Consider the following 18,331-nt stretch of genomic DNA (forward strand, 5'->3'; position numbering starts at 1 on the left):
GTGTGGCGAAAAAACGATGTTCTGATGGCGTCTAATTGGATGGTTTAACATGAAATTACAACAACTTCGCTATATTGTTGAGGTAGTCAATCATAACCTGAATGTCTCCTCAACGGCTGAAGGACTTTACACATCACAACCCGGGATCAGTAAGCAAGTCAGAATGTTGGAAGATGAACTGGGCATTCAAATTTTTTCCCGTAGCGGTAAGCACCTGACGCAGGTAACCCCCGCAGGGCAGGAAATTATCCGTATTGCTCGTGAAGTGTTGTCAAAGGTCGACGCCATTAAATCGGTAGCCGGTGAACACACCTGGCCTGATAAAGGTTCGCTGTATATTGCCACTACCCATACTCAGGCACGTTATGCGCTGCCAAATGTCATTAAAGGCTTTATCGAGCGTTATCCTCGCGTTTCTTTGCATATGCATCAGGGCTCTCCGACACAAATTGCTGATGCAGTCTCTAAAGGTAATGCTGATTTCGCAATTGCCACGGAAGCCCTGCATTTATATGAAGATTTAGTGATGTTGCCGTGCTACCACTGGAACCGGGCCATTGTGGTAACCCCGGATCATCCTCTGGCGGGTAAAAAGGAAATCACGATTGAGGAACTGGCGCAGTATCCGCTAGTAACGTATACCTTCGGCTTTACCGGCCGTTCCGAACTGGACACAGCCTTTAACCGCGCAGGACTGACGCCGCGAATTGTCTTCACAGCAACTGATGCTGACGTCATTAAAACCTACGTTCGTCTTGGGCTGGGAGTAGGGGTCATTGCCAGCATGGCGGTCGATCCGGTTTCAGACCCCGATCTGGTGCGTGTCGATGCACATGATATCTTCAGCCACAGCACAACTAAAATTGGTTTTCGCCGTAGTACGTTTTTACGCAGCTATATGTATGATTTCATTCAGCGTTTTGCGCCGCATTTAACGCGAGACGTCGTTGATGCCGCCGTTGCACTGCGTTCCAATGAAGAAATTGAAGTCATGTTCAAAGATATCAAATTGCCAGAAAAATAATTACCCACGTTATTTCCGGCATCTTTTTATGTGACAAAGGTGCCGGAATATATTCTCTATTCCTTTTTATTTGTTAGTCGCTCACAATATAAATATCCACAAAAAATTTATGGCAAATCGAGCATAAAGTAGTGTCTATTTATCCGCGTTGCAAACTCCACTCTTCAAATATCTATTTCAGGTCAAAAGATTGAATTATTCACTGGAAACGATTCGTAAATTCGCTGGATTTTTGACTAAAGTTTCATTAGGATTTGTCCTATCATTTGATTAATTATACCAATCGTTTAGCGTCTTGCTGATAAGTGATGGCGATTATATGAGGTTAGCAATGCCTTCTGGAAATCAGGCCCCCCGCCGGGACCCTGAATTAAAACGCAAAGCCTGGCTTGCGGTATTTCTTGGTTCTGCGCTCTTTTGGGTGGTTGTCGCACTGCTGATTTGGAAAGTGTGGGGATAACTATGGTCGTTCAGGAGCAACATCAGGAACCGTCACCATTATGTCAGCAGAATGACAATGCAACGGAAACGAAACGGGATTGTTCAGTCGTTATACCCCATAGCTGGAAACTAACACCGCAACAGCAAGCCTTTATAGAGATGTTTGCTGAAGATGTTCAGCAGAAACAATAATTATCATCATTCTTGTTACCCAATATATTAATGAATATAACGGCTTTTAATACACCACAGCAATAACAGGTTGAGTTATCTCAACATAAAGTAATAACAGTTAAGGGTGTAGCCTATGATCACTACAAATACGAAATACTGGTCCTGGATGGGCGCATTTTCTCTGTCGATGCTCTTCTGGGCCGAACTCCTCTGGATCGTTACTCACTGATCCCTGACCCCGCTGCGGCGGGGTTTTCTTTTGCGTTGCCACAAGGTTTCTCCTCTTTTATCAATTTGGGTTGTTATCAAATCGTTACGCGATGTTTGTGTTATCTTTAATATTCACCCTGAAGAGAATCAGGGCATCGCAACCCTGTTATTAAGGAGGAGCTATGTCGTCAACCCTACGAGAAGCCAGTAAGGACACGTTGCAGGCCAAAGATAAAACTTACCACTACTACAGCCTGCCGCTTGCTGCCAAATCACTGGGCGATATCACCCGTCTGCCCAAGTCACTCAAAGTTCTGCTCGAAAACCTGCTGCGCTGGCAGGATGGCAATTCGGTCACCGAAGAAGATATTCATGCGCTGGCGGGATGGCTGAAAAATGCCCATGCCGATCGCGAAATTGCCTACCGTCCAGCCAGAGTGCTGATGCAGGATTTTACCGGCGTACCTGCTGTTGTTGATCTTGCGGCGATGCGGGAAGCAGTAAAACGTCTCGGTGGCGATACCGCAAAGGTGAATCCGCTCTCACCGGTCGATCTGGTGATTGACCACTCGGTTACCGTCGATCGCTTTGGCGATGATGAGGCATTTGAGGAAAACGTACGCCTGGAAATGGAGCGCAACCACGAGCGTTATGTGTTTCTGAAATGGGGGCAACAGGCGTTCAGTCGTTTTAGCGTTGTGCCACCAGGCACTGGGATTTGCCACCAGGTGAACCTTGAATATCTCGGCAAAGCGGTGTGGAGTGAATTGCAGGAGGGGGAATGGATTGCTTATCCGGATACGCTCGTCGGCACCGACTCGCACACGACCATGATTAACGGTCTTGGTGTGTTGGGCTGGGGCGTTGGTGGAATCGAAGCGGAAGCGGCGATGTTAGGTCAGCCAGTTTCCATGCTTATTCCTGATGTGGTGGGCTTTAAACTCACCGGTAAACTGCGTGAAGGTATTACCGCCACCGACCTGGTGCTGACCGTTACTCAGATGCTACGTAAACATGGCGTAGTAGGTAAATTCGTCGAATTTTACGGTGATGGTCTGGATTCACTGCCACTGGCGGATCGTGCAACCATTGCCAATATGTCGCCGGAATATGGTGCGACCTGCGGCTTCTTCCCAATCGATGCTGTCACTCTCGATTACATGCGGTTAAGCGGCCGTAGTGAAGACCAGGTTGAACTGGTTGAGAAATATGCTAAAGCGCAGGGTATGTGGCGGAACGCAGGTGATGAACCGGTGTTTACCAGTACGCTTGAATTGAATATGAACGACGTAGTCGCTAGTCTTGCCGGTCCAAAGCGTCCACAAGATCGTGTTGCGCTGCCTGATGTGCCAAAAGCTTTTGCCGCCAGTAACGAACTGGAAGTCAACGCCACGCATAAAGATCGCCAGCCGGTAGATTATGTTATGAACGGGCATCAGTATCAGTTGCCTGATGGTGCAGTGGTTATTGCTGCGATAACGTCGTGTACCAATACCTCTAACCCCAGCGTGCTGATGGCGGCCGGATTACTGGCGAAAAAAGCCGTCACCCTGGGGCTGAAACGACAACCGTGGGTCAAAGCGTCTCTCGCGCCTGGCTCGAAAGTGGTTTCTGACTATCTGGCAAAAGCCAAACTGACGCCGTATCTTGATGAACTGGGCTTTAACCTTGTGGGCTATGGTTGTACCACCTGTATTGGTAACTCTGGTCCGTTGCCCGATCCTATCGAAACCGCGATCAAAAAGGGCGATTTAACCGTTGGCGCGGTACTGTCTGGCAACCGTAACTTTGAAGGACGTATTCATTCGCTGGTTAAAACCAACTGGTTGGCTTCGCCGCCGCTGGTGGTTGCCTATGCACTGGCGGGCAATATGAATATCAACCTGGCTTCCGAACCTCTGGGGCACGATCGTAAAGGCGATCCGGTATATCTGAAAGATATCTGGCCATCGGCTCAAGAGATTGCTCGCGCTGTTGCGCAAGTCTCCACTGAAATGTTCCGTAAGGAGTACGCGGAAGTTTTCGAAGGGACTGCGGAGTGGAAGGAGATTAAGGTTGTACGATCAGATACCTACGGATGGCAGGATGATTCGACCTACATTCGCTTATCGCCTTTCTTTGATGAAATGCAGGCAACCCCTGCGCCAGTGGAAGATATTCACGGCGCGCGAATTCTGGCAATGCTGGGTGATTCGGTTACCACTGACCATATCTCTCCGGCAGGCAGCATTAAGCCTGATAGCCCCGCGGGTCGATATCTACAAGGTCGTGGTGTTGAGCGTAAAGATTTTAACTCCTACGGTTCGCGTCGTGGTAACCATGAAGTGATGATGCGCGGCACGTTCGCCAATATTCGCATTCGTAACGAAATGGTGCCTGGTGTTGAAGGGGGGATGACGCGCCATCTACCAGGCAATGATGTTATCTCTATTTATGATGCGGCGATGCGCTATCAGCAAGAGAAAACACCGCTGGCGGTAATTGCCGGGAAAGAATATGGGTCAGGTTCGAGTCGAGACTGGGCGGCAAAAGGCCCGCGTCTGCTCGGTATTCGCGTGGTGATTGCAGAATCGTTTGAACGTATTCACCGTTCGAATTTAATCGGCATGGGTATTTTGCCGCTGGAGTTCCCGCAAGGTGTGACGCGTAAATCGTTAGGGCTGACGGGGGAAGAGAAGATTGATATTGCCGATCTGCAAAATCTGCAACCTGGCGCTACGGTTCCTGTGACACTAACGCGAGCTGGTGGTGTGCAGGACGTTGTGCCGTGCCGTTGTCGCATCGACACTGCAACAGAATTAACCTATTACCAGAACGACGGTATTTTGCATTATGTCATTCGTAATATGTTGAAGTAATCCAGCTTTATTTGCCGGATGTGGATCATCCGGCAAATATACTAAGTCTGTAGCGAACAGGGTTATTTGTTGAGCAAATGGCCCATTTTCTCGGCTTTAGTATCGAGATAGTGTTCATTATTTGGGTTACGGCCAACAATCAACGGCACGCGCTCAACAATGTTGATACCTGCTTCGGTCAGAATTTCGACTTTTTTCGGGTTGTTGGTTAACAGACGGACTTCATTGACGCCCAGTAACTTGAACATGTCGGCGCAGAGGGTGAAATCACGTTCATCAGCGGCGAAACCTAACTGATGATTGGCCTCTACAGTATCGTAACCTTGATCCTGTAACGCATAAGCACGGATTTTATTCAACAAACCGATGTTACGTCCTTCCTGACGGTGGTACAGCAAAATACCACGGCCTTCTTCGGCAATATGCGTCAGTGCCGCTTCAAGCTGGAAGCCACAATCGCAGCGCAAGCTGAACAGGGCATCACCGGTCAGACACTCAGAATGGACGCGTGCCAGGACAGGAGTATGTCCTGAAATGTCGCCATAAACTAACGCGACATGATCGTGTCCGGTTGCCAGTTCTTCAAATCCCACCATCAGGAAATCGCCCCATGGGGTTGGCAGTTTGGCTTCTGCCACACGTTTAAGCTGCATGAAATTCTCCAGATAATGCTGGTTCTGTATTGGCTTATTTTGCCATAACGCGAAGGGGTTCTCCTAATCGCGACGCGCCAATCGTTCACTGAATGGCACAAATCTGTCAATTTTTACTGGAGCAGGCATTTTCAGTTATGATTGTGGGAATTATAAAAAAGGAGAGGCCATGCGTTCGATTGCCAGACGTACCGCAGTGGGAGCTGCACTATTACTTGTAATGCCGGTAGCTGTATGGATTTCTGGCTGGCGTTGGCAACCAGGAGATCAAAGTTGGCTGTTAAAAGCGGCCTTTTGGGTCACTGAAACCGTTACTCAGCCTTGGGGCGTCATTACACATCTGATTTTATTCGCTTGGTTTCTCTGGTGTCTGCGTTTTCGCCTCAAAGCCGCAATTATGCTGTTTACCATTCTGGCTGCGGCGATCCTCATTGGACAAGGCGTGAAATCCTGGATAAAAGATAAAGTTCAGGAGCCGCGCCCCTTTGTGATATGGCTGGAAAAAACACATCATATTCCGGTTGAGGAGTTCTACACTTTAAAGCGTGCGGAACGCGGAAGTTTAGTGAAAGAACAGTTGGCTGCAGAAAATAATATACCGGGCTATTTACGCTCTCACTGGCAGAAAGAGACGGGTTTTGCCTTTCCTTCCGGTCACACGATGTTTGCTGCCAGTTGGGCGCTGCTGGCCGTTGGGTTACTGTGGCCGCGTCGGCGAACTTTCACCATTGCACTCTTGCTGGTTTGGGCCACGGGAGTCATGGGAAGCCGCCTACTGCTCGGGATGCATTGGCCGCGTGATTTGGTGGTGGCTACATTGATTTCGTGGGCGCTGGTGGCGGTGGCAACCTGGCTTGCACAACGAATTTGTGGGCCATTAACACCACCTCCGGAAGAAAATCGTGAGATAGCGCAACGAGAAGAAGAAAGTTAACGCTGGTTGATTTTCTGATTTTCGCCCTTAAATCACCAACAATGCACGTAGTTGCCATTTCGCAGTCGGCGTGAAAATGGTACTTTAAAGGGCTATTGCGGTAAGTTGACCATAATTTATGCGCTCTAACCACATAACGGGAAGTAATGTGAAATATTTACTCATTTTCTTATTGGTGTTGGCGATTTTCGTGATTTCGGTCACGTTAGGTGCGCAGAACGATCAACAGGTGACGTTTAACTATCTGTTAGCGCAAGGGGAGTATCGTATCTCTACTTTGCTGGCGGTATTGTTTGCTGCGGGCTTTGCTATCGGTTGGTTAATTTGCGGACTGTTCTGGCTGCGAGTTCGTGTTTCTCTGGCGCGTGCTGAACGTAAAATAAAGCGACTGGAAAACCAGCTTTCACCCGCGACTGATGTGGCGGTAGCGCCGCATGCGTCAGTGGCGAAGGAATAACCTTCTATGCTGGAGTTGTTGTTTCTGCTTTTGCCTGTAGCCGCTGCCTATGGCTGGTATATGGGCCGCAGAAGTGCGCAACAAAACAAGCAAGATGAAGCCAACCGCCTGTCACGTGATTACGTGGCGGGGGTTAACTTTCTGCTTAGCAATCAACAAGATAAAGCGGTGGACCTGTTCCTTGATATGCTCAAAGAGGACACTGGCACCGTTGAAGCCCACCTTACGCTCGGAAACTTGTTCCGATCCCGTGGCGAAGTCGATCGCGCAATTCGCATCCACCAAACCTTAATGGAAAGCGCCTCGCTGACCTATGAACAGCGCCTGTTGGCAATTCAGCAACTGGGTCGTGATTACATGGCTGCCGGGTTGTACGATCGTGCGGAAGATATGTTTAATCAATTGACTGATGAAACTGACTTCCGTGTTGGCGCTTTGCAACAACTCCTGCAAATCTACCAGGCCACCAGTGAATGGCAAAAGGCGATCGATGTCGCCGAACGTTTGGTTAAACTGGGTAAAGATAAACAGCGGGTCGAAATAGCTCATTTCTATTGTGAATTAGCTCTTCAATACATTGCCAGCGACGATCTCGATCGTGCCATGACCTTGCTGAAAAAAGGGGCGGCGGCCGACAAAAACAGCGCGCGCGTATCCATCATGATGGGGCGTGTGTTTATGGCCAAAGGCGAGTACGGCAAAGCCGTCGAAAGCCTGCAACGCGTTATTTCTCAGGACAGAGAACTGGTCAGCGAAACGCTGGAAATGCTGCAAACCTGCTATCAGCAACTGGGTAAAACTGCCGAATGGGCAGAGTTTCTCCAGCGAGCGGTGGAAGAAAATACGGGTGCTGATGCTGAACTGATGCTTGCTGACATCATTGAATCGCGTGACGGGAGCGATGCAGTTCAGGTTTATATTACGCGCCAGTTGCAACGTCACCCAACCATGCGCGTGTTCCACAAATTGATGGATTACCACCTCAATGAAGCGGAAGAAGGGCGTGCAAAAGAGAGCCTGATGGTGCTGCGCGATATGGTTGGTGAGAAGGTACGCAGTAAGCCGCGTTATCGCTGCCAGAAGTGTGGTTTTACCGCTTATACCCTCTACTGGCATTGTCCGTCCTGTCGGGCCTGGTCGACCATTAAACCAATTCGTGGTCTGGACGGCCTGTAGTTTTTAAAAAAAATCGACTTTAGTTACAACATACTAATGGTTGTTATCAACAAATGTGCTTCGGTAACGCCTGCATGGAAAAGCCTGACAGGGGAGAAATCGCAACTGTTAATTTTTTATTTCCACGGGTAGAATGCACGCCGTTTACCTTTTTCGCGCCACTTCCGGTGCCCATCATCAAGAAGGTCTGGTCATGACGTTAACTGCTTCATCTTCTTCCCGCGCTGTTACGCGTTCTCCCGTCGTTGTTGCCCTTGATTATAATAATCGTGATGCTGCGCTGGCATTTGTCGACAAAATCGACCCACGCGATTGTCGTCTGAAAGTTGGCAAAGAGATGTTTACGCTGTTTGGGCCACAGTTTGTCCGTGAACTGCAAGAGCGTGGTTTTGATATCTTCCTTGACCTGAAATTTCACGACATTCCCAACACAGCAGCGCACGCCGTGGCCGCAGCGGCTGACTTAGGTGTGTGGATGGTGAATGTTCATGCCTCTGGCGGGGCGCGTATGATGACCGCTGCTCGTGAGGCGCTGGTTCCGTTTGGCAAAGACGCGCCGTTGTTAATAGCGGTAACTGTGCTGACTAGCATGGAATCAAGCGATCTGGCGGATCTCGGCGTGACACTGTCACCAGCGGATTATGCAGAGCGTCTGGCGGCGCTGACACAAAAATGTGGTCTTGATGGCGTGGTGTGTTCTGCCCAGGAAGCCGTTCGTTTTAAACAAGCGTTTGGTCAGGACTTCAAACTGGTTACGCCGGGTATTCGTCCGCAGGGGAGTGATGCTGGAGACCAGCGCCGTATTATGACGCCAGAACAGGCGCTGGCAGCTGGGGTTGATTATATGGTGATTGGTCGCCCGGTGACGCAATCTGCGGATCCAGCGCAAACGCTGAAAGCGATCAACGCCTCGTTACAGCGGAGTGCATAATGAGTGATTCCAACAGCCGTCTGGTCTATTCAACGGAGACTGGACGTATCGATGAACCGAAAGTAGCCCCTGTACGCCCTAAAGGTGATGGCGTTGTGCGTATTCAACGTCAAACCAGCGGCCGCAAAGGTAAGGGTGTTTGCCTGATTACAGGTGTTGATCTCGATGAAGCTGAACTGATAAAGCTAGCGGCAGAACTGAAGAAAAAATGCGGCTGCGGAGGGTCAGTAAAAGAAGGAATTATCGAAATTCAGGGTGATAAGCGTGATTTATTAAAATCAATGCTTGAAGCGAAAGGCATGAAGGTAAAACTCGCAGGCGGTTAACAAAAAAAGCCACGAAAATATTCGTGGCTTTCGTTTATTTTACTGTGTGTATTATTCAGTTATTTCGTACTGAACAGAGTTAAGCGTATTATAATTGCGAGTCGCTAATCGACATTTATTTACGATTATTTACCGACCTGGTGACCGATAATACCACCGACTGCTGCACCGCCTAACGTACCCAGCGTGCTGCCATCAGTTAGTACTGCGCCACCTAAAGCACCTGCACCCGCACCGATTGCGGTATTACGATCTCGTTTAGACCAGTTAGAACAGGCACTCAGAGACATAGCCAGCGTAATCGCCAGAACAGCCGCGGTCATTTTTTTGCTCGTTACAAACATAATACTCTCTCCTGAATTTATGATTCACGGAAGTAAGCTCTCTTTAACTATAATAGTTAAGACGCTTTCTGAAAAAGTTATTTTCCGTGAAATCCTCTCGCGCAGGGTTATATCACGCAGGTGACAGTCACTTCCTGTTATATCGCTAATGTTAAGTTTACAACTTTGAAGTTTTAAGGACAGGTAAATAGTCTTAATTAACAACCAGGAATCATCTTAGAGCGGATGATTTGCGAAAGTGCAAATCATCCGTAGAGGAGGGGAAATTAATTGTTGATGACGTGAACCGTCAGTCTATTATGCTCAAGATGCAACAGGTGGCTGGCAGGTATCTTCGAGTCGGTAATGACCCGTTTGATTTTCTCAACAGGGCCGATGGAGTAAGAATGTACGGCACCAAATTTTGAGCTGTCCGTCAGAACGATTGCTTCGCACTCTTTTTCCAACACGGCATTGACTACGTCGGTACGCATCATATCGCGTCCAGTAAATCCAGTTTCAGGTTGCCAGCCATCAATACCAATAAATGCCTTACTGAAATGAACCTGCTGGATACACTGACGTGTCAGAGGGCCAACCATGCTTTCGCTTTTTTTCTGGTACACGCCACCAAGTAGAATGACTTCACAGGGTGCGTCTTTCAACAAATGCGCAATGTAGCTGCTAACCGTAATGATGGTAACATCTTTCTTCTGTTCGCCTAACGTGCGAGCCAGAAGGGCATTGCTGCTGCCATTTTCAATAAAGATAGTTTCACCTGACTGAACCAGAGAGGCCGCAAACTCGGCAAGTTCACGCTTCAACGTATAATTACTCATCATCCGGGTTTCAACATCATCGCTATCAAGCGAAACTGCAAAACCATGCGCGCGGCGCAGATAACTCAGTTTTTCGAGGGTGTTGAGATCCTGGCGAATAGTAACTTCAGAAACACCCGTGGCTTTTGCCAGTTCGGTTACGCTAACCTGACCCTGGTCAATGACCATCTGTAGAATTGTTTGTTGTCGGGAATTCATCGCTGTAATTCTTATAACGTTATAATATTTAATAAAAAAGCTGACGCGCCTGGCATCCTTTTCTGCTAAATGGAAAGCCTGAAAGCACGACTGTTAAATCTCCCACGGTGCCTTCGGGATGTCTGGCGTAGATGCAGCAACCTGGCGCAAGAGTTCTGCTTTAAGTATCTCGAGATTATGGATCGCAGAGTGGTGATCGCCCGCCACAAGGATATCTAACACAATATCAATACGTTCGGCAACGCGCTGGGCATCAAATTCAGACATGAGGGCATCCTTATGGCAAATAAAGGCAAAAATGAATAATGCAAAAATTGCCACTAAAAGAGAAGCGTATAGTGGCAAAGGCTAATTATCATTCGGAAATGTGATAAATAATGAGATTATGTATCGTTAAATGTTTATATCCGTCTCTTTATGACCGCTTTAGATAACGTTTAAACCAGCGCTCGAAGGCCGCGGCAGGCATTGGTTTGGCAAACAAAAATCCCTGCCTCTCATTGATGCCATTTTTGGTTAAAAAGGCATCTTCTTTTGTGCTTTCCACGCCTTCGGCGATGACTTGCAGATTCAATGCCTGGGCGACGGCGACAATCGCGCGCACTAATGACTGCGAGACAGGTTGTTTGTGAATATTACGGACAAAAGCCTGGTCAAGTTTAATCGCATCAATGGGAAAGCGGGCCAGTTGCGAAAGCGAAGAGTAGCCAGTGCCAAAATCATCCAAATGCACTTGTGCGCCTAACTGACTAAATTGCTGGATAACGGAGAGGGCGAGTTCATCATTTTCTATCAGACAGCTTTCAGTTAACTCGATATCAATAGGGCAGTATTCAAAATTCAGTTTTTGAAGAACCTGCTTCAGATCGGTAAAAAGAGTTTGATCGGCAAACTGGCGCGCAGAGATGTTCACCGCTACCCGCAGATTAATGCCTTTATCACGCCATTTTGCCACCTGACGCACCACATCGAGAATCACCCAACGTCCTAATGGAACAATTAGTCCAGACTCTTCTGCATAGGAAATAAAGTCTAACGGGGGAATGAGTCCGCGTTCAGGCGACTGCCAGCGCACCAACGCTTCCAGGCTTCGTACTTCACCGCGCCAGGTGATTTTCGGTTGATAATGTATCACTAACTGATCGTTTTCCAGCGCCTTACGCAGGTTGGTATCAAGCCAAAGATATTCGAAAACCCGTTGGTTCATTTCTGGCGAAAAAACACAGAACTGTCCGCGCCCACCTTCTTTTGCGGTGTACATTGCGGTATCGGCATGGCGAATAATGGCAGCGCTGTCCATACCATGTTGTGGCGAAAGTGAAATACCGACTGAACAGCCGGTATAGACTTCAATTAAACCAATGCGGAAGGGTTGGCGAAGTCGGGTTAAAATACGCGATGCCATCGCTTCCAGTGCGCTTTGTGAAGTATTGGGTGCCAGTACCAGAAACTCATCCCCGCCAGGACGCGCCAGCACCTGATCTTGTTCAAGGCAGCTTAAAATGGCCAGTGACACCTCACGTAATAACTGGTCGCCAAATAAATGCCCGTAAGCGTCGTTTACCTTTTTAAAATTGTCTAAATCAAGATATACAACACCAACCTTGCAGTCGTTAGCTTGAACAATGGCATGATCGATTAACGCCTGCATGGCGTTACGATTCGGTAGTCCAGTGATGCTGTCGGTATTTGCCAGTATGCGAAGTCGTTCCTGGGCGCGACGCTCTTCGGTAATATCGGTGCCGGAACAGATTAAATAGATCTCATTTTTGCCGCTACCGCTGTGCACAAATTTGTTGCGAAACAGAAATAGCCGTTGACCTTTGCGCGTTGGTATCCAGAGCTCAATTTCATAAGCGTTACCACTGCGAAAAAAGCCACGGTTATTGCGGCTGGATGCTGCAGCTTCACGACGACTCATAAACAGCTTAAATACGCTCTGCCCAATGACATCGTGCTCTTTGAAACCTGTGTATTCTTCACATAATCGGTTAAACCGTTGGATATTTCCCCGGCTGTCAAGAATGACTATCGCGGAATGAGCTTCAGACACTACCTGTTCAGCAAAAGAGAGTCCATGCGATAAATCGCGGGCTACTGCCAGTGTGTCATGCCATGCAGACGCGTTGCCGCCCCATTCGCGCTTATTGATTTTTCGTCCAACCAGATGCACAGAAAGATCGCTCTCATTGACGGTCAGACTCATCATCAAGCTGGAAGTGATGACCGTCATTTCCCTGATGCGAGCAGCCTGTTCGGCAGATAACTGCAAAGTACGTTCAGGTTCTGTGGTTTCGGTGGTGGAAAAGCGCAAAACATCGCTGCTTTCCGATAAACGCCAGTATGGGTTGTGCGATCCGAGAAAGTTGTACAACGTTGTGGACTCCCTAACTGTTTTCATGAAGCGTGTCTTCCGGTTAACAGCGGAGTTCGCGATTAAAAGAAAGGTCCAACATGAATTACATAAAATTAGCGACGGCTAAACGTATTGTTTTATTTATATATTTATTTGTAATCCAGTTTTGGAAAAACGCCAGTTTACAAACGAAAGTCTGTGAAAAAAATCTGGGGGGATAAAAACGAATGCGGAGACGAGTAAAGTAAACGGCCCATCCGTAATGAATGGGCCGCAAAAGAATATTACGCTACCGGACGAGCAATAATGCTGCGAGTTTCCATACGAACTTCGGCAATAGTGACGTCGATAACATCGGTTACCTTGTAAACCGTTTCACCTTTAATTTGCACGGTGCCATTTTCCTGACTGCAAACCAGTTCATCACGCACAGCGTGTAAGAAAGGCGCAGGAATAAAAGCGATAGCGCCGTTATCAACCAGACGCACACGCATGCCGCCACGGCTGATATCGACAATTTCCGCCGCAAAACGGGTATCGGTCCCGGCTTTGTCTTTCAGGAAGCGTGCGTATAACCAATCACCGACATCACGTTCCGCCATCCGGTTGAGACGACGACGCTCTGCCATTTGGACGGTGATTTCATCCTGCGGACGCGTCGCCGTTTCGCCTTTAATGATCGCTTTCAGCAGACGATGGTTGATCATGTCGCCATATTTACGGATCGGTGAGGTCCAGGTGGCATACGCTTCCAGGCCGAGGCCAAAGTGAGGGCCTGGTTCAGTGCTGATTTCGGCAAAGGACTGGAAACGACGAATACGGCTGTCGAGGAAACCGGTTGGTTGCGCATCCAGTTCGCGACGCAGCTTGCAGAAACCATCCAGCGTGAGCACTTCTTCAGCATCGACATGCAGACCGTGCGTTTTTAGCAATGCTGCCAGCGCTTCAGCATTTGCTGGATCAAAGCCCATATGCACGTTATAGATACCAAAACCGAGCTTATCGCGCAGTACGCGGGCAGCACAAATGTTAGCAGCAATCATCGCTTCTTCGACGATACGGTTGGCAATACGACGAGGCTCGGCGACGATATCCAGCACTTCACCTTTTTCACCGAGAATAAAACGGTAATCCGGGCGATCTTTAAACACCAGTGCATGGTTATGGCGCCACTCGCCGCGACGCTGGCAAATTTGCGCCAGAAGGCGAATTTGTTCGGCAATGGCCTCACTTTCTGGCTGCCAGTCGCCGGTGTTTTCCAGCCAGTCGGAAACCTGGTCATAAACCAGTTTCGCTTTGGACTCGATAGTCGCGGCAAAGAACTCGATATTGTCTTCAATGGTGCCATCTGCGGAGAGCGTCATCCGACACGCCAGTACCGGGCGAACTTCATTGGCGCGCAGTGAGCAGAGATCGTCGGAAAGCTCACGCGGCAGCATTGGGATGTTGAAACCTGGCAGATAGTTGGTGAATGCACGAACTTTTGCCGCTTTGTCCAGTTTGCTACCTTCTGCAATCCACGCGGTTGGATCGGCAATCGCCACGATCAGTTGCAGTTTGTCATCCGGGAGCGCCTTCGCGAAGAGGGCGTCATCCATATCTTCCGTGCTGGCGCTATCGATGGTGACAAAATCCAGTGCAGTCAGATCTTCGCGCACCAGACCTTCGTCGAGCATTTCAGTAGCAACGCCGTTCGGCGCTTCTTTTTCCAGGTTATGACGTGCCAGAGTTACCCACCACGGCACGAAGTGATCGTCGCCAAAAGTGATGTACTGCGTGAGTTCTGCATAGAAAGAACGATCGCCTTTCAATGGATGACGGCGCATTTCGGCAACTGCCCAGTCGCCTTCTTTAAATTCATGTGTCAGGCCACGGGCTGCGCGGCAAGGAATGGCATCTTTCAATAATGGATGATCAGGGACAATGGCCAGACGGTCATTCTTGCCCTGAACTTTACCCACGAAGCGGGTTAGAAAAGGTTCAACCAGTTCTTCTGGTTCGGCAGATTCACGATCTTTTTCGCTGTGGATGACTGCGATAATTCTGTCGCCATGCATCACTTTTTTCATTTGCGGCGGCGGAATGAAATAACTTTTCTGTGCATCGACTTCCAGGAAGCCAAAGCCTTTTTCAGTGGCTTTTACCACCCCTTCAGCGCGGGGCGTCTGGGAATGCAGTTGCTGTTTAAGCTGCGCTAGCAGCGGGTTGTCCTGAAACATAATTGTCTATTTTGGTGGCCATTAGAGCGGCTGACAGTTTTACGCGATTCTGTCTGACGCAGCAAGGTTAATATGTTTCACCCAACGCGATTTTTAAGCGATTGATCCAGCCACAAAGCCCGCTCCATACCAACAAATTAATAACCTGCGTTGATGATATTTCGTGTTCGAGTAATGGGCTGAACTGGGCGGCGCTAAAGCGATCGGGTGCTCGGGTCAGCCATTGTATCGCCTGAACGGTAGCACGCTCAACACAATGGCTATCAGCCCACCGATTAATTTCATTTTCGCCCTGACGTAGAATGAGGATTGCCTCTTTATATTCTGCTGTTGAATATGTTTGGCTAGCGAAGCAAGCGGCGCTGCCATTAATCCGCGCGGTTAACAACGTCGCAAGTTGATGGTTGGTTTTGGCGCTAACCAATGTGCTGGCGAATAGCTCCTCAAGGCGTGAAAGTAGAGCGGGGTGAAGATTGAGTATTTCGGTCAGTTGGCTGAGTTCAACCGACGAACTATTCACCGTATCTTCAGGTAATTTTTCTACGGCGTAGCAGGTACGCCAGCGAGTTGATTCATTCGCAAACAGTGAGGCATCGGCGTAGTTTTGCATCTCCAGACCGGGTAGCCAACGAACTGGTTGCTCGAGATAAGCCTGCAATGTGGCAATCACTCGTGCCTGAAAACCGACAAAGCCAATAATTTGGTTAATGAACACACAGTCCCAGGTGGTAAGGCCGACATCTTTAAGATGCTCACGGGACCGACCGTCGATAATAGATGGAGAGAAGGCCAGTTGGCGGGCATATTGTGTGATTTGCGCCAGCCGATGATTACTTTCCCTGGAGGAATCCGGTCCGGGAAGTGGTGTCAGGCGCGCGGAATAGTAGTTGCACAACCGCTGAATGCCGCAGACCTGGGCAACAGTCAGGGCTGTAGACAGGCGTTCATAAGCGGTGAATGTCTGCAAGCGGGTCACGGTTAGCTGATCCGGGAACAACGCTCCAGCGAGTGCACGTGCGGGTGCCAGCCATGACTGAAAGGGGGCCAGCGTTTGTTCCTCAAGAATCACGTCGAGCAAAAAAGGGTCGTTGACCTTTGCGGCTTCGGGTACAAGTGGCAGAACGTTATGCTCTGAAGTGCTGGATTGGATTTCATGATACCAGTGGCTTTTGCCTGAACTATGGCGTTGTTCCATGGGCGCTCCTTGGTCATAACGGAAATCGTTATCCTGACGCAAGGCGGGAAGGGGAGAAAGACGGATCGGCGATAACAAATATCAGAAAGGTATAACAGAGAAAATGGGCGGCAGAACGCCGCCCATCTTGACCAACAGAACGATTATTTCAGTTCCAGTTCGTTCATTGCCGCGATGCTGAAACCGCCGTCAACGTGGACCACTTCACCGGAGATACCGGCAGAGAGATCGGAACACAGGAACGCTGCGGAGTTACCCACATCTTCGATGGTAACGGTACGACGAATCGGCGTAACGGCTTCGCAGTGTGCCAGCATTTTACGGAAGTCTTTGATGCCGGAAGCGGCCAGCGTACGGATCGGACCTGCAGAAATGGCGTTAACACGCACACCTTCCGGCCCCATCGCGTTAGCCATATAGCGCACGTTAGCTTCCAGAGACGCTTTTGCCAGACCCATAACGTTGTAGTTCGGGATAGCGCGCTCAGCGCCCAGGTAGGAAAGGGTCAGCAGAGCAGAGCCCGGATTCAGCATGGAGCGGCAAGCTTTTGCCATTGCAACGAAGCTGTAGGAGCTAATGTCGTGGGCAATTTTGAAGCCTTCACGAGTTACGGCGTTAACATAGTCGCCATCCAGCTGATCGCCAGGTGCAAAACCAATAGAGTGTACGAAACCGTCAAATTTCGGCCAAACTTTACCCAGTTCAGCGAACATGGTGTCGATGCTGGCATCTTCGGCAACATCGCACTGCAGAACGATGTCAGAACCTAATTGAGCGGCAAATTCTTCTACGCGGCCTTTCAGTTTGTCGTTCTGGTAGGTGAATGCCAGTTCAGCTCCTTCGCGGTGCATCGCCTGAGCGATACCGTAGGCGATGGACAGTTTGCTGGCAACACCGGTTACCAGAATGCGCTTACCGGAAAGAAAACCCATAGCTTTAATCCTTATTGTTGATGCTTGTTGTGCCTGAAAATCAGGCGATTCGTCGTTTTAGTAAACAGTACGAACAGATAAACGGTTATTATAATCAACCTGGCTGTGGGTGGCTATAGTTGCGCTTTCTGTACCGGAGAGAATCAGCGGTCCAGAGCATTTTGCGACGCCTGCAAGGGGCCGGTTGTGGAAATATCTTATAGCGTCTGGCTTTAAAACTATTCGTATTACTTCCGGTAAGTTTGATGATAAAACAGACGCGGATTTATCAGGTCCGGCGTTTGTTGTGTCATCGGCGATTAATAATCTGGCGCCAATCAGTCGCTGTCTTATCTCTGACAAATAGCCTCCAATTTAATATTGTCAACTATCTTCACAGAATCTCCACAATCTCTTCATTATCAGAATATACACCATGAATAAGATAAAAATACTTTCCCTCACTTTGGAGGAATGTATAATTAGCCAAAATGAGAATGATCGTTCTCACTAAGTGGAAGGCCAGGAGACAGAAATGACCAGCAAGCTGGAGATACGTCACAAACAGCGTCAGGATGAAATCATTAATGCCGCCCGTCGGTGTTTTCGTCGCTGCGGTTTTCACGCCGCCAGTATGTCGCAAATTGCCAGCGAAGCTCAGCTTAGCGTGGGTCAGATATATCGTTACTTCGCCAATAAAGACGCCATTATTGAAGAGATGGTTCGCCGTATCATCGACTTTCGTATTGCCCAGATGGACATTGACGCGCGTACCGATCACTTCCCGGAAGTTCTTGCTTTGCGGAAATCCTTAAATGAGGACGACGACGCGTTGATGCTGGAAGTGGCTGCAGAAGCCACACGCAACCCACGGGTGATGGCGATGCTCGAGGAAGCTGATGCCAGAATGTTCGCTAACGGTTGTGCGCATATGAAAAGAATGCATCCCCATCTTAGCGACGAGCACATTCGTTGCTGCGTTGAAGTGCTTGCCACCATGATGGAAGGTACGGTTTATCGTCGCTTAACACCGCAAAAAAGCGATCCCCAACGTCTGCAAAAAATATATCAGGACATTGTTAGCATGTTGATAAATTAATAAGAAA

Annotated in this window: 20 protein-coding genes; 12 read left to right on the top strand and 8 right to left on the bottom strand. The window is 48.8% G+C overall.

The annotated features are described in order from the left end of the window. Positions 1-49: 49 nt before the first annotated feature. The 5 genes from cysB (at position 50) to acnA (ending at position 4,707) form a co-directional block, all read left to right on the top strand. On the top strand, positions 50-1,024 hold the full coding sequence (cysB, locus tag FFT88_RS05190) for an HTH-type transcriptional regulator CysB (RefSeq protein ID WP_064527218.1): 975 nt from the start codon (positions 50-52) through the stop codon (positions 1,022-1,024). A gap of 319 nt (positions 1,025-1,343) precedes the next feature. Continuing rightward, positions 1,344-1,484 (top strand): YmiA family putative membrane protein, encoded by a 141-nt coding sequence (locus FFT88_RS05195; protein WP_214251104.1) that lies wholly within the window; start codon positions 1,344-1,346, stop codon positions 1,482-1,484. After that, entirely contained in the window at positions 1,466-1,657 is a 192-nt protein-coding gene (locus FFT88_RS25250; RefSeq protein ID WP_167851606.1) for a hypothetical protein, read from the top strand. Before FFT88_RS05195 ends, FFT88_RS25250 begins: the two co-directional genes overlap by 19 nt. Positions 1,658-1,772: 115 nt before the next feature. Further along, positions 1,773-1,868 carry a small membrane protein YmiC gene (ymiC, locus tag FFT88_RS05200; RefSeq protein WP_130208851.1) on the top strand — a complete coding sequence of 32 codons (96 nt, stop codon included), beginning with the start codon at positions 1,773-1,775 and terminating at the stop codon, positions 1,866-1,868. A 163-nt stretch (positions 1,869-2,031) separates the two neighbouring features. Beyond that, a complete protein-coding gene (gene acnA, locus FFT88_RS05205) occupies positions 2,032-4,707 on the top strand; it encodes an aconitate hydratase AcnA (RefSeq protein ID WP_135404298.1) in 2,676 nt (891 codons plus the stop codon). Between the two features lie 62 nt (positions 4,708-4,769). Here the strand turns inward: acnA and ribA are convergent, their stop codons facing one another. Next, a complete protein-coding gene (gene ribA / locus FFT88_RS05210) occupies positions 4,770-5,360 on the bottom strand; it encodes a GTP cyclohydrolase II (protein WP_064527224.1) in 591 nt (196 codons plus the stop codon). Positions 5,361-5,529: 169 nt separating this feature from the next. Here ribA and pgpB point away from each other — a divergent pair, with 169 nt between their 5' ends. From pgpB to yciH, 5 genes are all read left to right on the top strand, one after another. Then, on the top strand, positions 5,530-6,294 hold the full coding sequence (pgpB, locus tag FFT88_RS05215) for a phosphatidylglycerophosphatase B (protein WP_130222773.1): 765 nt from the start codon (positions 5,530-5,532) through the stop codon (positions 6,292-6,294). A gap of 148 nt (positions 6,295-6,442) precedes the next feature. Further along, positions 6,443-6,751 carry a lipopolysaccharide assembly protein LapA gene (gene lapA / locus FFT88_RS05220; RefSeq protein WP_130208843.1) on the top strand — a complete coding sequence of 103 codons (309 nt, stop codon included), beginning with the start codon at positions 6,443-6,445 and terminating at the stop codon, positions 6,749-6,751. A gap of 6 nt (positions 6,752-6,757) precedes the next feature. Next, positions 6,758-7,927: a lipopolysaccharide assembly protein LapB gene (gene lapB, locus FFT88_RS05225; protein ID WP_135404299.1), complete on the top strand. Its 1,170-nt coding sequence runs from the start codon at positions 6,758-6,760 to the stop codon at positions 7,925-7,927. Between the two features lie 193 nt (positions 7,928-8,120). Beyond that, positions 8,121-8,858: an orotidine-5'-phosphate decarboxylase gene (pyrF, locus tag FFT88_RS05230; protein WP_130208839.1), complete on the top strand. Its 738-nt coding sequence runs from the start codon at positions 8,121-8,123 to the stop codon at positions 8,856-8,858. Further along, positions 8,858-9,184, top strand: coding sequence for a stress response translation initiation inhibitor YciH (yciH, locus tag FFT88_RS05235; protein ID WP_064527234.1), 327 nt, complete (start codon positions 8,858-8,860; stop codon positions 9,182-9,184). Before pyrF ends, yciH begins: the two co-directional genes overlap by 1 nt. A 125-nt stretch (positions 9,185-9,309) precedes the next feature. On the opposite strand, the gene osmB is transcribed toward yciH, so the two are convergent. The 4 genes from osmB to pdeR form a co-directional block, all read right to left on the bottom strand. Then, the gene (gene osmB, locus FFT88_RS05240; protein WP_000498252.1) at positions 9,310-9,528 is read right to left on the bottom strand and encodes an osmotically-inducible lipoprotein OsmB; all 219 of its coding nucleotides are present in this window, start codon (positions 9,526-9,528) and stop codon (positions 9,310-9,312) included. Positions 9,529-9,794: 266 nt separating this feature from the next. After that, positions 9,795-10,544 carry a DNA-binding transcriptional regulator YciT gene (locus tag FFT88_RS05245; RefSeq protein WP_130216058.1) on the bottom strand — a complete coding sequence of 250 codons (750 nt, stop codon included), beginning with the start codon at positions 10,542-10,544 and terminating at the stop codon, positions 9,795-9,797. Positions 10,545-10,637: 93 nt separating this feature from the next. After that, positions 10,638-10,811: a protein YciZ gene (gene yciZ, locus FFT88_RS05250; RefSeq protein WP_130208833.1), complete on the bottom strand. Its 174-nt coding sequence runs from the start codon at positions 10,809-10,811 to the stop codon at positions 10,638-10,640. A gap of 148 nt (positions 10,812-10,959) precedes the next feature. Beyond that, positions 10,960-12,945, bottom strand: coding sequence for a cyclic di-GMP phosphodiesterase (pdeR, locus tag FFT88_RS05255; protein WP_135404300.1), 1,986 nt, complete (start codon positions 12,943-12,945; stop codon positions 10,960-10,962). Positions 12,946-12,998: 53 nt separating this feature from the next. Between pdeR and FFT88_RS05260 the strand changes: the two genes are divergently transcribed. After that, on the top strand, positions 12,999-13,121 hold the full coding sequence (locus FFT88_RS05260) for a hypothetical protein (protein WP_130208829.1): 123 nt from the start codon (positions 12,999-13,001) through the stop codon (positions 13,119-13,121). A 63-nt stretch (positions 13,122-13,184) separates the two neighbouring features. On the opposite strand, the gene FFT88_RS05265 is transcribed toward FFT88_RS05260, so the two are convergent. The 3 genes from FFT88_RS05265 to fabI form a co-directional block, all read right to left on the bottom strand. Continuing rightward, positions 13,185-15,119, bottom strand: coding sequence for an exoribonuclease II (locus FFT88_RS05265; protein ID WP_135404301.1), 1,935 nt, complete (start codon positions 15,117-15,119; stop codon positions 13,185-13,187). A 67-nt stretch (positions 15,120-15,186) separates the two neighbouring features. Next, entirely contained in the window at positions 15,187-16,314 is a 1,128-nt protein-coding gene (locus FFT88_RS05270) for a CMD domain-containing protein (protein ID WP_135404302.1), read from the bottom strand. A 143-nt stretch (positions 16,315-16,457) separates the two neighbouring features. Next, a complete protein-coding gene (fabI, locus tag FFT88_RS05275; RefSeq protein ID WP_000506490.1) occupies positions 16,458-17,246 on the bottom strand; it encodes an enoyl-ACP reductase FabI in 789 nt (262 codons plus the stop codon). A gap of 514 nt (positions 17,247-17,760) precedes the next feature. On the opposite strand from fabI, the gene FFT88_RS05285 reads away from it, so the two are divergent. Continuing rightward, positions 17,761-18,324 (top strand): TetR/AcrR family transcriptional regulator, encoded by a 564-nt coding sequence (locus FFT88_RS05285; protein ID WP_130208821.1) that lies wholly within the window; start codon positions 17,761-17,763, stop codon positions 18,322-18,324. Positions 18,325-18,331 lie beyond the last annotated feature (7 nt).

The sequence above is a fragment of the Escherichia sp. E4930 genome (assembly GCF_005845405.1).
Classification (GTDB): Bacteria; Pseudomonadota; Gammaproteobacteria; order Enterobacterales; family Enterobacteriaceae; genus Escherichia.

Bases quoted from the DNA above. Each gene is read 5' to 3' on its own strand.
- cysB (WP_064527218.1), top strand. From the start codon at position 50: ATGAAATTACAACAACTTCGCTATATTGTTGAGGTAGTCAATCATAAC.
- FFT88_RS05195 (WP_214251104.1), top strand. From the start codon at position 1,344: ATGAGGTTAGCAATGCCTTCTGGAAATCAGGCCCCCCGCCGGGACCCT.
- ymiC (WP_130208851.1), top strand. From the start codon at position 1,773: ATGATCACTACAAATACGAAATACTGGTCCTGGATGGGCGCATTTTCT.
- acnA (WP_135404298.1), top strand. From the start codon at position 2,032: ATGTCGTCAACCCTACGAGAAGCCAGTAAGGACACGTTGCAGGCCAAA.
- ribA (WP_064527224.1), bottom strand. From the start codon at position 5,360: ATGCAGCTTAAACGTGTGGCAGAAGCCAAACTGCCAACCCCATGGGGC.
- pgpB (WP_130222773.1), top strand. From the start codon at position 5,530: ATGCGTTCGATTGCCAGACGTACCGCAGTGGGAGCTGCACTATTACTT.
- lapB (WP_135404299.1), top strand. From the start codon at position 6,758: ATGCTGGAGTTGTTGTTTCTGCTTTTGCCTGTAGCCGCTGCCTATGGC.
- pyrF (WP_130208839.1), top strand. From the start codon at position 8,121: ATGACGTTAACTGCTTCATCTTCTTCCCGCGCTGTTACGCGTTCTCCC.
- yciH (WP_064527234.1), top strand. From the start codon at position 8,858: ATGAGTGATTCCAACAGCCGTCTGGTCTATTCAACGGAGACTGGACGT.
- osmB (WP_000498252.1), bottom strand. From the start codon at position 9,528: ATGTTTGTAACGAGCAAAAAAATGACCGCGGCTGTTCTGGCGATTACG.
- FFT88_RS05245 (WP_130216058.1), bottom strand. From the start codon at position 10,544: ATGAATTCCCGACAACAAACAATTCTACAGATGGTCATTGACCAGGGT.
- yciZ (WP_130208833.1), bottom strand. From the start codon at position 10,811: ATGTCTGAATTTGATGCCCAGCGCGTTGCCGAACGTATTGATATTGTG.
- pdeR (WP_135404300.1), bottom strand. From the start codon at position 12,945: ATGAAAACAGTTAGGGAGTCCACAACGTTGTACAACTTTCTCGGATCG.
- FFT88_RS05260 (WP_130208829.1), top strand. From the start codon at position 12,999: ATGAATTACATAAAATTAGCGACGGCTAAACGTATTGTTTTATTTATA.
- FFT88_RS05265 (WP_135404301.1), bottom strand. From the start codon at position 15,119: ATGTTTCAGGACAACCCGCTGCTAGCGCAGCTTAAACAGCAACTGCAT.
- FFT88_RS05270 (WP_135404302.1), bottom strand. From the start codon at position 16,314: ATGGAACAACGCCATAGTTCAGGCAAAAGCCACTGGTATCATGAAATC.
- fabI (WP_000506490.1), bottom strand. From the start codon at position 17,246: ATGGGTTTTCTTTCCGGTAAGCGCATTCTGGTAACCGGTGTTGCCAGC.
- FFT88_RS05285 (WP_130208821.1), top strand. From the start codon at position 17,761: ATGACCAGCAAGCTGGAGATACGTCACAAACAGCGTCAGGATGAAATC.